The organism is Paracoccus sp. SCSIO 75233 (assembly GCF_027912675.1).
Taxonomy (GTDB): domain Bacteria; phylum Pseudomonadota; class Alphaproteobacteria; order Rhodobacterales; family Rhodobacteraceae; genus Paracoccus.
Genome location: NZ_CP115757.1, coordinates 1,366,561 through 1,379,567 on the forward strand (window position 1 = coordinate 1,366,561; position 13,007 = coordinate 1,379,567).

Annotated in this window: 12 protein-coding genes; 3 read left to right on the forward strand and 9 right to left on the reverse strand. The window is 62.9% G+C overall.

Annotation, left to right across the window (positions count from 1 at the left end):
* The first annotated feature begins 96 nt into the window (after nt 1-96).
* Nucleotides 97-2,838, forward strand: coding sequence for a DNA gyrase subunit A (gyrA, locus tag PAF12_RS06595; RefSeq protein WP_271109661.1), 2,742 nt, complete (start codon nt 97-99; stop codon nt 2,836-2,838).
* A gap of 6 nt (nt 2,839-2,844) precedes the next feature.
* The gene (locus PAF12_RS06600) at nt 2,845-3,918 is read left to right on the forward strand and encodes an AI-2E family transporter (protein WP_271109341.1); all 1,074 of its coding nucleotides are present in this window, start codon (nt 2,845-2,847) and stop codon (nt 3,916-3,918) included.
* 87 nt (nt 3,919-4,005) lie between these two features.
* On the opposite strand, the gene PAF12_RS06605 is transcribed toward PAF12_RS06600, so the two are convergent.
* Nucleotides 4,006-4,635: a J domain-containing protein gene (locus PAF12_RS06605; protein ID WP_271109342.1), complete on the reverse strand. Its 630-nt coding sequence runs from the start codon at nt 4,633-4,635 to the stop codon at nt 4,006-4,008.
* A 72-nt stretch (nt 4,636-4,707) separates the two neighbouring features.
* Between PAF12_RS06605 and PAF12_RS06610 the strand changes: the two genes are divergently transcribed.
* Nucleotides 4,708-4,956: a BolA family transcriptional regulator gene (locus PAF12_RS06610; RefSeq protein WP_271109344.1), complete on the forward strand. Its 249-nt coding sequence runs from the start codon at nt 4,708-4,710 to the stop codon at nt 4,954-4,956.
* Between the two features lie 6 nt (nt 4,957-4,962).
* Here the strand turns inward: PAF12_RS06610 and PAF12_RS06615 are convergent, their stop codons facing one another.
* From PAF12_RS06615 to PAF12_RS06650, 8 genes are all read right to left on the reverse strand, one after another.
* Entirely contained in the window at nt 4,963-5,250 is a 288-nt protein-coding gene (locus tag PAF12_RS06615; RefSeq protein WP_271109346.1) for an RNA-binding S4 domain-containing protein, read from the reverse strand.
* 39 nt (nt 5,251-5,289) lie between these two features.
* The gene (locus PAF12_RS06620) at nt 5,290-5,709 is read right to left on the reverse strand and encodes a TIGR01244 family sulfur transferase (protein ID WP_271109348.1); all 420 of its coding nucleotides are present in this window, start codon (nt 5,707-5,709) and stop codon (nt 5,290-5,292) included.
* Nucleotides 5,710-5,735: 26 nt separating this feature from the next.
* Nucleotides 5,736-6,620 (reverse strand): MBL fold metallo-hydrolase, encoded by an 885-nt coding sequence (locus PAF12_RS06625; RefSeq protein WP_271109350.1) that lies wholly within the window; start codon nt 6,618-6,620, stop codon nt 5,736-5,738.
* A 95-nt stretch (nt 6,621-6,715) separates the two neighbouring features.
* Nucleotides 6,716-6,853: a cytochrome bd-I oxidase subunit CydX gene (gene cydX / locus PAF12_RS06630; protein WP_271109352.1), complete on the reverse strand. Its 138-nt coding sequence runs from the start codon at nt 6,851-6,853 to the stop codon at nt 6,716-6,718.
* A gap of 11 nt (nt 6,854-6,864) precedes the next feature.
* Nucleotides 6,865-8,028, reverse strand: a complete 1,164-nt coding sequence (gene cydB, locus PAF12_RS06635; RefSeq protein ID WP_271109354.1) for a cytochrome d ubiquinol oxidase subunit II — start codon at nt 8,026-8,028, stop codon at nt 6,865-6,867.
* A 4-nt stretch (nt 8,029-8,032) separates the two neighbouring features.
* Nucleotides 8,033-9,625 carry a cytochrome ubiquinol oxidase subunit I gene (locus PAF12_RS06640; protein WP_271109356.1) on the reverse strand — a complete coding sequence of 531 codons (1,593 nt, stop codon included), beginning with the start codon at nt 9,623-9,625 and terminating at the stop codon, nt 8,033-8,035.
* Between the two features lie 80 nt (nt 9,626-9,705).
* Nucleotides 9,706-11,316: an amino acid ABC transporter ATP-binding/permease protein gene (locus PAF12_RS06645; RefSeq protein ID WP_271109358.1), complete on the reverse strand. Its 1,611-nt coding sequence runs from the start codon at nt 11,314-11,316 to the stop codon at nt 9,706-9,708.
* On the reverse strand, nt 11,313-12,944 hold the full coding sequence (locus PAF12_RS06650; protein WP_271109360.1) for an ABC transporter ATP-binding protein/permease: 1,632 nt from the start codon (nt 12,942-12,944) through the stop codon (nt 11,313-11,315). The genes PAF12_RS06645 and PAF12_RS06650 overlap by 4 nt, the downstream gene beginning before the upstream one ends.
* Between the last annotated feature and the right edge of the window lie 63 nt (nt 12,945-13,007).

The window sequence follows — 13,007 nt, forward strand, 5'->3', positions numbered from 1 at the left end:
CGATTGCACCCCACCCAGAGCAGATGCTATACCGCGCCTCAACAATATCTTGAGGCGTAACCCGTGGCTGATACCCCCGACGACGACGATCTGACGATGGATAATAACGGCGGCGACGGGCTGCCCCCGGAACGGGCCGTGATGCCCCATGACGGACCGCAGATCGACATCACCGATGAGATGCGGTCGAGCTATCTCGACTATGCCATGTCGGTCATTGTCAGCCGTGCGATCCCCGATCTGCGCGACGGTTTGAAACCGGTTCATCGCCGCATCCTGTTTGCGATGCACGAAACCGGCAACACGCATGACAAATCCTATCGCAAATCGGCCCGTCCGGTCGGCGATGTCATGGGTAAATATCACCCCCACGGCGATGCGGCGATCTATGACGCGCTCGTGCGGATGGCGCAGGATTTCTCGATGTCGCTGCCGCTTCTGGACGGTCAGGGCAATTTCGGCTCGATGGACGGCGACAGTGCGGCGGCCATGCGCTACACCGAGGTCCGCATGGACAAGCCTGCAGATTTCCTGCTGGCCGATATCGACAAGGATACGGTCGATTTTCAGGACAACTATGACGGCAAGGACCGCGAACCCACGGTCCTGCCCGCACGTTTTCCGAATATGCTGGTCAATGGCGCGGGCGGTATCGCCGTCGGTATGGCCACGAATATTCCGCCCCATAATCTGGGCGAGGTGATTGACGGCACCCTGGCACTCATTCAGGAACCGGACCTCTCGACCGAGCGGCTGATGGAGATCATTCCCGGCCCCGACTTCCCGACCGGCGGCACGATTCTGGGGCGGTCCGGCATCCGCAAGGCCTATCTGGAAGGGCGCGGTTCCATCCCGCTGCGGGCCAAGACCCGGATCGAGGAAACCAAGCGCGACCGCTATGCCATCGTCATCGACGAGATCCCCTATCAGGTCAATAAATCCGTGATGATCGAGAAGATCGCGGAGATGGCCAAGGAAAAGCGGATCGAGGGCATCGCCCATGTGCAGGACGAATCCGACCGTCACGGCGTCCGCGTGGTGATCGAGTTGAAACGGGATGCGACGCCCGAAGTCGTTCTGAACCAGTTGTTCCGCTTTACCCCGATGCAGACCAGCTTCGGCGCCAATATGCTGGCGCTGAACGGCGGCAGGCCGGAGCAGCTTGGTCTGCGCGATTTTCTGACCTATTTCATCAGCTTCCGCGAAGAAGTCGTTGCCCGCCGGACCGCATATGAACTGCGCAAGGCACGGGAGCGCAGCCATGTGCTTTGCGGTCTGGCCGTCGCTGTGTCGAATGTGGATGAGGTGGTGGAAACCATCCGTGCCTCAGCCGACGCGGCAGAAGCGCGCCGCCGCCTGATGGAGCGCCGCTGGCCGGCGCATGAGATCCTTGAATATCTCAAGCTGATCGACGATCCGCGCCACCCGGTCAATGATGACGGCACTTATTACCTGTCGGAAACGCAGGCGCGCGCGATCCTCGAACTGCGGCTGCAGCGTCTGACCCAGCTTGGCGTTCAGGAAATCACCGACGAGTTGAAATCGCTGGCCGATAATATCCGTGAATATCTGGCGATCCTCGCCAGCCGCGAGCGGATCATGGGTATCATCTCGGACGAGTTGAACGAGGTGAAAGAGCTTTTCGCCGTGCCGCGCCGGACGGAGATCCTCGACTGGGCCGGGGATATGGACGACGAGGACCTGATCGAGCGTGAAGACATGGTCGTCACGATCACCTCGGGCGGCTATATCAAGCGCACTGCGTTGGCCGAGTTCCGCGCCCAGAAGCGTGGCGGCAAGGGCCTGTCGGGGATGGCCACGAAAGAGGATGACGTGGTCACCACGCTCTTCGTCGCCAACACCCACACCGAATTGCTGTTCTTCACCACGGACGGCATGGTTTACCGGCTGAAAACATGGCGCCTGCCGCTCGGCGGGCGGACCGCGCGCGGCAAGGCTTTGGTCAATATCCTGCCGATTGACGGCGGAACCTCGATTGCAGCACTGCTGCCGATGGATGCGCCGGAAAGCGAATGGGATAATTATCAGGTGATCTTCGCCACGGATGCGGGCGATGTGCGCCGGAACGCGCTGTCGGACTTCACCAATATCATGCGCAACGGCAAGATCGCCATGAAACTGCCCGAAGGCGTCAGCCTGATTGGCGTCCGCATGGCGACCGATGATGACGATGTGATGATGGTCACCGCTAAGGGCCGCGCCATCCGCTTTGCCTCGACTGATGTGCGCGTATTCCAGAGCCGCGCGTCTACGGGCGTGCGCGGCATCCGGCTGGCAGAGGGCGACACTGTCGTCTCCATGTCCGTCATCCGCCACTTCAAGGCCGACCCGGCAGAACGTGCCGCCTATCTGAAAATGCGCCGCGCGGTCGCCGGTGCGCTCGATGACGGAGCCGAGGCTGATGAGGACGAGGAAAACGTGGCGGAAGGCACGATCACCCAGGAACGCTATGCGGAGATGTCTGCATCGGAAGACCTGATCCTGACCATCACCGAAAAAGGCTCGGGCAAGATCAGTTCCAGCTTCGACTATCCGCTGCGCGGACGCGGCGGTCAGGGTGTCATGGCGATGGACAAGGCGCTGCGCGGCGGCGCACTGGTCGCCTCCTTCCCGGTAGAGCCGGACGATCAGATCATGCTCGCCACCTCCAGGGGGCAGTCGATCCGGGTGCCGGTCGAAGGGATCAGTTTCCGCTCACGCTCCGCCGGCGGCGTCAAGGTGTTCAACACCACGAACGGGGAAACCGTGGTTTCCGTTGCACGCATCGCCGATCAGGGCGAGGATGAGACAGAGACTGAGGATAACAGCGAAAGCTGATTTTAGGTGAGGACGCGCGTGGACGGACAGAACCAGCAGCTGCGGGAGCGGCTTCAGACCGGATTTCTGGGCATCATCGCCTTCGCGATCCTGCTGTTTCTTCTGGTGCAGGCGCGGTTCATGCTGATCTGCTTGGCGATCGCGATCATCATCTTCTCGCTGACCTCTGACGCGATCAGCGCCATCGCCCGGCAGCATGTGCCGAACTGGCTGGCAACGACGCTGGCCCTGCTGCTGATCGGTATCGGGCTTCTCTGGGCCTCTGCGACAGTGGTCAGTCAGGTGAACGAGGTCGTGACCACGGCGATTTCCTATGCCGAGCAGATGCAGGCCGCGCTGCCCGCATTGCTGGAATGGCTGGGGCCGAACGCGCAGGAAACCGTCGATACCGCGATTCGGAATTTCAACCTCACCGGATGGATGCGAAGCGCGGCAGGCGGGGCCTCCGATGTGCTGTCAGCGGCGGTGCTGATCTTCCTGTTCGTGGGCTTCATGTTTGCCGAACGGGTCTGGTTTCCGCGTAAACTCGAAAGCCTTGTCGAGGATCCGGCATCGGCTGCGCGGATGCGGCAGATCATTTCGTCGATCATGCACCGTGTGAACCGCTATCTGGTGGTCAAAACGTTGGTGAGTGCCGCGACCTCGCTTTGTGTCTGGGGTATCTTTACCGCCGCCGGTCTGCCGCTGGCCGGGGCCATTGCGCTGCTGACCTTTGCGCTGAATTTCATTCCATCCGTCGGATCGATCATCGCCACGCTTATCGCCACGGCACTGACCTATGTTCTGACCGCCGATGTCACCACCACCCTGATCGTCGGTGCGGCATGTACCGCTGTCCAATTCGCCATCGGCAATGTTCTGGACCCGATGCTGCTGGGCCAGACGCTGCGTTTGTCGAGTTTCGGGATTATCCTGTCGCTCGCCTTCTGGGGGGCGGTCTGGGGGCTGCCGGGGATGTTTCTGGCGGTGCCGATCATGGTCGCGGTCATGATCGTCTGCGCGCATATCCAGTGGCTGCGGCCCATAGCGATCATGCTGTCGCGCGAGGGGCATCCGGATGACGGGCTGGCGGATTTCTGAGCCGTTCCGTCCGGGCCGCGCATTATGGTCCGCGATCAGCCCGGCGTCACCCGCGTCTGGATATTTTTACCAGGATGAAATGCAGCTTCAGTCGCGGAAGTTGCGGCTTTCCTTGATCTGATCCCAGGCCCAGACGACCTCCGCCAGACGTTCCTCATCCGAGCGGTCGCCGCCATTCATATCCGGGTGCAGCACCTTCACCAGCGCCTTGTATTGCTTCCTGATCTCGCCCCGTGACCAGCCATCCTTGGCCTCCAGAATGTCGAGCGCGCGACGCTCGGTCGGCGGCAGCTTCCGGCGCGGGCCGGTGTCGCGCACGGACGGATCAGTGCCGTTCGCGCCAAGGATTTCCAGCGGGTCGCTGACGCCGTGGCGCGCCCATGCCTGCTCCTGCGCGGCCTTGCCGAATGGCTTGGTCGGGCGTTCCCAGACGGTGGCATTGTCGAGGAAGTTCTGAAACTCCTCCTCCGACTGGCCCTGAAAGTAATTCCAGTTCAGGTTGTACTCGCGCACATGGTCCTTGCAGAACCAGTAATAATCATCGAGCGCCCGCGGCGACTTGGGCGCGCGGTACTGGCCGGGCAATTCGCAGCCTGCCTTGTCGCAGATGCGCGTCGAGGTCTCGAACGCGCCGGTCATGCCGCGCCGGCCCTTGCTGCGCCGCTTTTTATCTGACTTCGCCGAAAGATCGAATCCGAATGGGTCTGAGTTGGTCATGGGCCCGTGCCTTGTTCTCATCGGGTCCGACAGTCTAATCTATTTCCCAACGGATGAAAGAGGCTCTGGCAAATGATCGCCGATGAAATGCGTGACGCACTGAAAAAACTGAACCCGACACTGCTGGAGGTGATCGACGAATCCGAACAGCATCGCGGTCATGCCGGGTGGCGCGACGGCGGAGAGACCCATTTCAGGGTCCGTATCGCCTCGCCTGAATTCTCGGGCCTGAACCGGGTGGCGAGGCACCGGCTGATCCACAGCACACTGGGCGATATTGTCGGGCGCATTCACGCGCTGGCGATTGAGGTGCAGGACTAGACCCGATCAGTCCTCATCGAACAGACCCAGCCTCTCGGGCGGATCAATATCGCGATAGAGAAGCTGCGCCTGCGGTGCCCCGCCCCGCTGGTCGGAGATGTCCAGCACCTCGATCCTGCGCCGGGTCTGGCCGCGCCGAAGCTCGATCACCAGCCCCGGGCGAACCGGGCGGGCGGGTTTCACCCGAGCGCCATCGACCTTGACCCGACCTGCCTCGATCTCGGCCTGCGCAAGGGCGCGGGTCTTGTAGAACCGCGCCGCCCAGAGAAATTTGTCGATCCTGACCGCGTCCATATCCCAGCGATGCCGCAACCCGGTCAGCGAGGCAAGGCCCTATTCCGGCTGGCGCAGTGCCGCTGCTATGCCGGAGAGGTCATATCCGGCTGCACGGGTTTCCGACAGGATCTGCTCGGGTGGCAGGCGACCGGATTGCGACAGCGACCAGACCGTCGCGCTGCGTGTCCCGCTGCGACAATAGGCAAGGACGGGACCGGGAAGCTCCTCCAGCGCCGCGCCGAAACCGTCAATCGTAGCGGAATCGAAGCTGCCCGGCCAGATCGGCAGAAAGCGGTATTCAAGACCGGCCGCCGACGCCGCCGCAGCGATGTCTGCCTCCGCCGGTTGACCGGATTCCTCGCCATCGGGGCGGTTGCAGATGATGGTGCGGAACCCCATCTCCGCCGCCTCTGCGACTTCCTGCGGGAGGATCTGCGGAGCGACCGAGATCCTGTCGTTGATCTTTCTGACATCCATTGGCGCGATCCTTCCCCATCTGTCGCTTAAAGCCCGTTCAGCGGCACCTTCAGATAGCGTTTGCCGTTTTCCTCCGCCGGAGGCAACTCGCCTGCACGCATATTCACCTGCAGCGACGGATTTATCAGCCGCGGCATGGCGAGTGTCGCATCGCGTTCGGTCCGGAATTTCACGAACTCCTCGCGCGACTTGCCGCCGCCGACATGGATGTTATGGGCCTTTTCCTCCGCCACCGTGGTTTCCCAGCGGATATCGCGCCCGTTCGGGCCGTAATCATGACACATGAAGAGCCGCATCTCGTCGGGCAAGGCCAGCACCTTCTGGATGCTGTCATAAAGCTGACCTGCATCGCCACCCGGAAAATCCGCCCGCGCCGAGCCGCCATCCGGCATGAACAGCGTATCACCGACAAAGGCCGCATCGCCGATAACATGGGTCATGCAGGCGGGGGTGTGGCCGGGGGTGTGGATCGCGAAACAGCTCATGCCGCCGATGTCATAGCGATCACCGTCGTCGAACAGCCGGTCGAACTGGCTGCCGTCCCGCTGGAACTCCGTCCCTTCGTTGAAAATCTTGCCGAAGCTGTTCTGAATGACGGTGATATTGCGCCCGATCCCCAGCTTGCCGCCAAGCCGGTCCTGAATATACGGCGCGGCGGAGAGGTGATCGGCATGGACATGCGTCTCGATCAGCCATTCCAGTGTCAGGGCATTTTCCTGAATGAACGCGATCATCCGGTCGGCGTGATCGTAGGTAATCCGGCCCGCCGCATAGTCGAGATCCATGACGCTGTCGATCACCGCGCAGCTTGCGGAACCCGGATCCCTGACGACATAGGAGATCGTATTGCTGGCCTCGTCAAAAAACGCCGTGACCTCGGGGTGGGTGCTCATATCAACCGGATAGTGCATTTTCTGATCCTTGATGAAGCGAAATACGTTCCTTAGATAGGTTACATCTTGGGAATATATCTCGCCCATTCAAGGCAATCCGGCAGTTTTTTCCGTCAGCGCGCGATCCCGTCATCATCCGGCGGGGTGCCGGCCACCATCAGCCGGTCATGCTGCAACTCCAGCCACATGGCGTTGACGACGGCGAACAAAGCCGCCAGCGGAAGTCCGAGGATCCAGGCGAAATACCACATATCAGCCTCTCTCAATAAGCATGGGTTTCGGGGTCGGTCACATCATCCTCGGTCACCTTGCCCCAGAGGACGCGATAGACCCACGCCGTATAGGCGAGAATGATCGGCATGAAGACGACCGCCGCGCAAAGCATGACGAACAGCGTCAGCCGCGACGAGGAGCTGTCCCAGACCGTCAGCGATGAGGTCGGATTGATATTCGACGGCAGGATAAACGGAAACATGGTCAGCCCGACGGATGAGATCATGCCGAAGATCGCCATCTTGGACCAGCCGAGCGGCGACAGGTCGCCACCGTCGCGAAAAGCGCGCAGAACCATGGCGATCCCGGCAAATCCCATCAGCGGCGCAATCACGATCCACGGACGCGCGGCATAGGCGGCAAGCCAGCTTCCGCTGCGCGTCACCTCGTTCAGCAGCGGGTTTGACGGGCCGTTCGGCGCGGGCGGGGTGACGAACTGATACCCCTCGATCCCGAAGCCCAGCCAGATCCCGGCCAGGGCATAGCCGACTGCGGCGATGATCGCCGCCGTGATCCCGTAGCGGCGCGCGCGGTCGTTGATCGGATATTCGGTCTTGAGCACCTGCCACGCCGCCCCATGCATGACGATCATGGCAACCGACACCACGCCGCAAAGCAGCGCGAACGGGCGCAGCAGCCCGAACAGTTTTTCAAACGCCCCGCCCTCATAAATCGACAGCAGTTCGGGTGTCAGCCGGAACGGCACGCCCAGCAGGACATTGCCAACCGCGACCCCGAACAGCAGTGCGGGGACGGCCCCGCCGATGAACAGCGCCCAGTCCCAGCCCTGCCGCCAGCGTTTGCCCTCGCGCTTTGAGCGATACTTGAACCCGACCGGCCGCAGGATCAGTGCGGCGAGGATCAGGAACATGGCCAGATAGAAGCCCGAGAAGCTGACCCCGTAAAGCGGCGGCCACGCGGCGAAGATCGCGCCGCCGCCGAGGATGAACCAGACCTGATTGCCCTCCCAGACCGGACCGACCGTGTTGATGACGATGCGCCGCTCAATATCGGTGCGGGCGATGAAGGGCAGCAGCGCGCCGGTCCCCATATCGAAACCGTCGGTCAGCGCAAAGCCGATCAGCAGAATACCCAGGATCAGCCACCAGATGACGCGCAGCGCGTCAAGCGAGATGAGTTCATGCAGGATCATGGTCTTACTCCGCCGGTTCACGTTTCGGGGACAGCCGCGCGCTATGGGCCAGCAGCCAGTCATCGGTGGCGCCCACATCCTCGGTCGGGCCCTTGCGGATCGCCTTGAACATCAGGCTCATCTCGATGACGAACAGCACCGAGTAGAAGATGCTGAACCCCGCCAGCGTCAGCAGCAGGTCGCTGACCGAAAGATGGCTGACCGACAGCGCCGTCGGCAAAACGCCATCCACGGTCCAGGGCTGGCGGCCATATTCGGCCACGATCCAGCCCATTTCAGCCGCGATCCACGGTGCCGGCACCATCACGACGGCAAGCCGGAGCGCCCAGCGGGGATAGCTCTGATGCCGGAAGCTGGAGCGGTAGAAGAAATACGCCATCGTCCCGATAAAGGCGAAGCCGAGACCGGCCATGATCCGAAATGCCCAGAAAACCGGCCAGACACGCGGGATCGTGTCCTCCGCGGCTTGCGCGATCTGCGCGTCAGTCGCGTCTCTTGGATCTTCAACATAGCGTTTCAACAGCAGCGCATGGCCCAGATCATCGGCATATTCATCGAAACGCGCCCGCGCCGCAGGGTTATCAGTGGTCAGATCCTCACGGATCTCCATCATGGCGTCATAGGCGATGATGCCATTGCGCACCCGCTCAGCCGCCTGTTTTTCCAGATCGTTGATGCCGATAATCGGCTCGGTCAGGCTGCGGGTGCCGATCAGCCCCATGACCCAGGGAATGTGGATCGCATATTTCGTCTCACGCGCTTCCTGATCGGGAATGCCGAAAGCCGTGAAGGAGGCGGGCGGTTCTTCCGTCTCCCACATCGCTTCGATGGCGGCCATCTTCATCTTCTGGTTTTCGCCCGCGTCATAGCCGCTTTCATCGCCCAGCACGACGACCGAAAGCGCCGAAGCAAGCCCGAATGACGCAGCCACCGTCAGCGAGCGCCGCGCGAGTCCGATATGACGCCCCTTCAGCAGATACCACGCCGATACGCCCAACACGAACACCGATGCGGTCACATAACCGGCGCTGACCGTGTGAACGAATTTCGCCTGCGCCACCGGGTTGAAAATCACCTCCCAGAAGCTGGTCATCTCCATCCGCATGGTAACCGGGTTGAACTCCGCCCCGACCGGGTTCTGCATCCAGCCATTCGCGATCAAAATCCACAGCGCGGAGAAGTTCGAGCCGAGCGCGACCAGCCATGTCACCAGCAGATGTGCCGGTTTCGACAGCTTGTCCCAGCCGAAGAAGAACAGCCCCACGAAGGTCGCCTCCAGAAAGAAGGCCATCATGCCCTCCATCGCCAGCGGCGCGCCGAAGATATCTCCGACATAATGGCTGTAATAGGACCAGTTCATACCGAACTGGAACTCCATCGTGATGCCGGTCGCGACACCGATGGCAAAGTTGATCCCGAACAGCGAGCCCCAGAATTTCGTCATCTGCCGCCAGATCGGGCGGCCGGTCATGACATAAACGGTCTCCATGATAGCGACGAGCGGTGCCAGCCCAAGTGTCAGCGGGACGAACAGGAAATGATAAAGTGCGGTAAGCGCAAATTGCAGTCGCGATAACTCGACAACGTCCAGCTCCATAACGGGCTCCTTGCGTGGGTCGGATTGGGGCGATTCCCGCTACTCAGCAGGCAGGGAAAGCCCGGCAGTCGGTATATCGCTTACCAAACCTGTATTTTAAATGCGACATTTCGACCGAAGATAGCATGATCCGCGTGGCGATGCATCGCGCAGAGGATCGCAGCCTCCGGCAAGGCCCGGCCCAGGCCGTGCAGGACGTGGTTCGCGGTTGCCGCGTCCAGCCCTTCGGTCGGCTCGTCGAGCAGCAAAATCTGCGGACGGCGCAGGATGGCGCGGGCAATGGCCAGACGCCGCGCCTGCCCGCCCGACAGCCCCGCCCCGCCTTCGCCAAGCCGCATGTCGAGGCCGCCACGCGCCGCGATCTCCGCCGTCAGCCCGACCGCCTCAAGGGCCGTTTGCATTTTTTCTGGATCGTCCGTCCCGGCGAAGGCGAGGTTCTGCCGGACACTGCCTGAAATCAGCGCGGTTCGTTGCGGCACCAGCGTCAGGCGCTGCCGCAATTCATGTTCCGGCCACCGATCTGGCGGCGTGCCCCACAGCGAGATATCTCGATCAGACGGCAACAGCCCGGCAATCTGCCAAAGAAGCGTGGTCTTGCCCGCCCCGGACGGGCCGGTCAGCGCAATCGCCTCCCCCGGCTGAAGGGAAAAACCGGGCCGGTCGACTTGCAGGACCGGCGCTGTCGCATCGACCGAAGGGACGGGCAGTTCGGTTGACGCCGGAACATCCTGCATCGCGGCAATCCGTTCCGCCGCATCTGTCATCCGGCCCGTCTCGGCAATGCCTCTTGGCAGTGCGGCCAGCGTCTCGGCCAAAGCGAGCGCCACGAAAAACCCGACAGATGCAGCCGCCGCGCCGACCTGTCCCTGTACGATCATCCAGCCACCAGCCAGCAGCGCCAATCCGGCAGCAAGATGTGGCAGGACGAACAGAACCGCGCGCCCGTTACGTTCAGCCCGGTCCAGATCGGCGGCGGCGCGGCGCGAAGCCTCGTCAAGCCGCAACAGCCCCGCTTCTGTCTCTGGCAAAGCCCCCCGGACGATCCGCGCGGGCCGGTCGCGCAAGGCACCGATGAAATCGCCGCGAAGCGCCTGCCGCGCCGCCTCCGCTGCCTTCGCCGGGGTTTGCGCGCGCTTCATCAGCCGCAGCAGCGCAAATGCCGCCCCGGGCAGATAGCCCAGCAAGACCGCAATGGCGACGGTCGGGCCCACCACCCACCACAGCAGGCAAAACGCCAGCACATGCACCGCCAGCCCGGTGACGAGCGGCAGAAACAGGCGCAGCAGCACCCCGTCCAGCGCATCGACATCCGCCGTAATCCGGTTCAGCGCCGCCTCGGTCCGAAGCGCCTCAGCCTCCCGTGCGGGCCGGTGCGCAGCGGCTTTCAGCAGGTCAACCCGAAGGATGGCCAGCGCGCGCAGCGTTGCGTCATGGGTCAGCAGCCGCTCGCCATAACGCGCCACGGTGCGGCCAAGGGCAAGAAAGCGGATCGCGGCAGAGGGGCGAAACACGTCGAACATGATCCCTGCCCCGGCCAGCCCTGCAATCCCGGTCGCCGTGATGAACCATCCCGATACGCCCAGCAGCAATGCACCGAATATCAGCACCAGCAGCGACAGCGCCGCCCCTGCCGCGACGCCTGCGGGGATGGCGCGGAAAATCCGCATCAGGATCGGGCGAAGATGTCTCATCCGAGCCTGACCTCCCGGTCCATCGCCGCGATCAGCGCCGGGTCATGGGTTGCCACCAGAAGCGTCTTGCCGCGCGCCTTTAAGCCGTGCATCGCGGCAATGATGCGGGCGGCGGTTTCCTCGTCCAGATCCGCCGTCGGTTCATCCGCGATCAGCAATTCACGATCTGACGCGATGGCGCGGGCGAGCGAAAGACGCCGCGCCTCACCCCCTGACACGCCAGCACCATTTTCGCCAAGCCGTGTTTGCAAGCCCGATGGCAGCCCTGCGATAACCCCTTCCGCCTGGGCAAGTCTGACCGCGTCTTCCGCGCCCTCGCCCAGCCAGTCAGACAGAGTCATATCCGGGAAAAACACGGTTTGCTGCATCACGGCAAGGCGCGCGCGCCAGCCATCGGCGCGCTCATCGGTCAGGGGCGTGCCTGCCACCTCGACCTCGCCCGCTTGCAGCGGCAACATTCCGGCGGCCACAGCCAGCAAGGTGGTTTTCCCCGAACCGCTTGGCCCGGTGACCGCAACGGCCTCGCCTTGCGAAAGGTCCAGATCCGGCAGCGGCAACTCCCGGCCATCCAGAGCCACGACAGCATCGCGCAGGTGCAGATCAAGCGGACCGTCCAGCGGCGATGCCGGGGCGCCCTGCCCCAGAATGGGTTGACGTGTCGCCTCATCCGCGTCGTCGAGTTCGCTCAGCACCGCCAGCCCGGCGGCGCGGTCGTGCCACGCCGCCGCCATCTCGCGCAGCGGCAGAAAGAAATCCGGCGCGAGAAGCAGCAGAAACACCCCCTCGCTGACGCTCAGCCCGTTGCCCCAGCTTCCGAAGCCGATGACGCCAAGCAGCGAAAAACCGACATAGACCGCCATCATGGCAACGCCGATCGCCGCAAACAGCTCCAGCACGGTCGAGGACAGGAACGCGATGCGCAGCACCGCCATCGTGCGTGCCTTCAGCCCGTTGGCGCGAGTTTCGAACTCATTCGCCGCCCTGTCGGTCGCGCCGAGAAGCCGCAGGTCGATCAAAGCGCTCAACCGCTCCATCAACAGCGCGTTCAGATTGCCGATTTCCGCCAACTGCCGTCGTGAGGCTGCTTCCGCCGCGATGCCGATCAGGATCATGAACACCGGGATCAGCGGGCCGGAAATGGCAAGGATCAGCGCCGCTGGCCATGCGATCACCACGGCGAGCAGCAGATAAAGCAGCGGCAAAACCCGCACCCTCGCCATTGCCGGCTCATAGCGCGTGATCCACGGAACCAGCAGCGGCAGCTTGTCCGTGACCAGCGCCGCGACCGAGGCCGAGGCTTCGGGACCGCGCGCCCGCATTTCGCGTGTCATCAGGGCTGCGCGCTCGCGGGCCAGCACCTCATCGCCGATGCGGAACAAGACAGCCGCCGCATGACGCTCGATCAGGGCGCGCAGGACAGACAGGACAACAAACCCGCTCGCGGCGTAAGGCGTCGGCGACAGATCGCCCGTCACCCAACCGCCTATGCACCAGGCAACCAGCGCCGCCTGCACCGGCCAGATTGCCCCCGACAGGATCAACAGCCAGTGCGCCACAGCGGCCTCGCGGCGCGCAGCCCCTTCGACAAGACGCGCTGCGCCTTTCGAGTTGGTCGGGTTTCGTCTCATTTATCCGCGCGAAGCTGTTCAGCGGCCCGCTTCTACACAAGCTTCGGTCAAAGTGAAACCAAA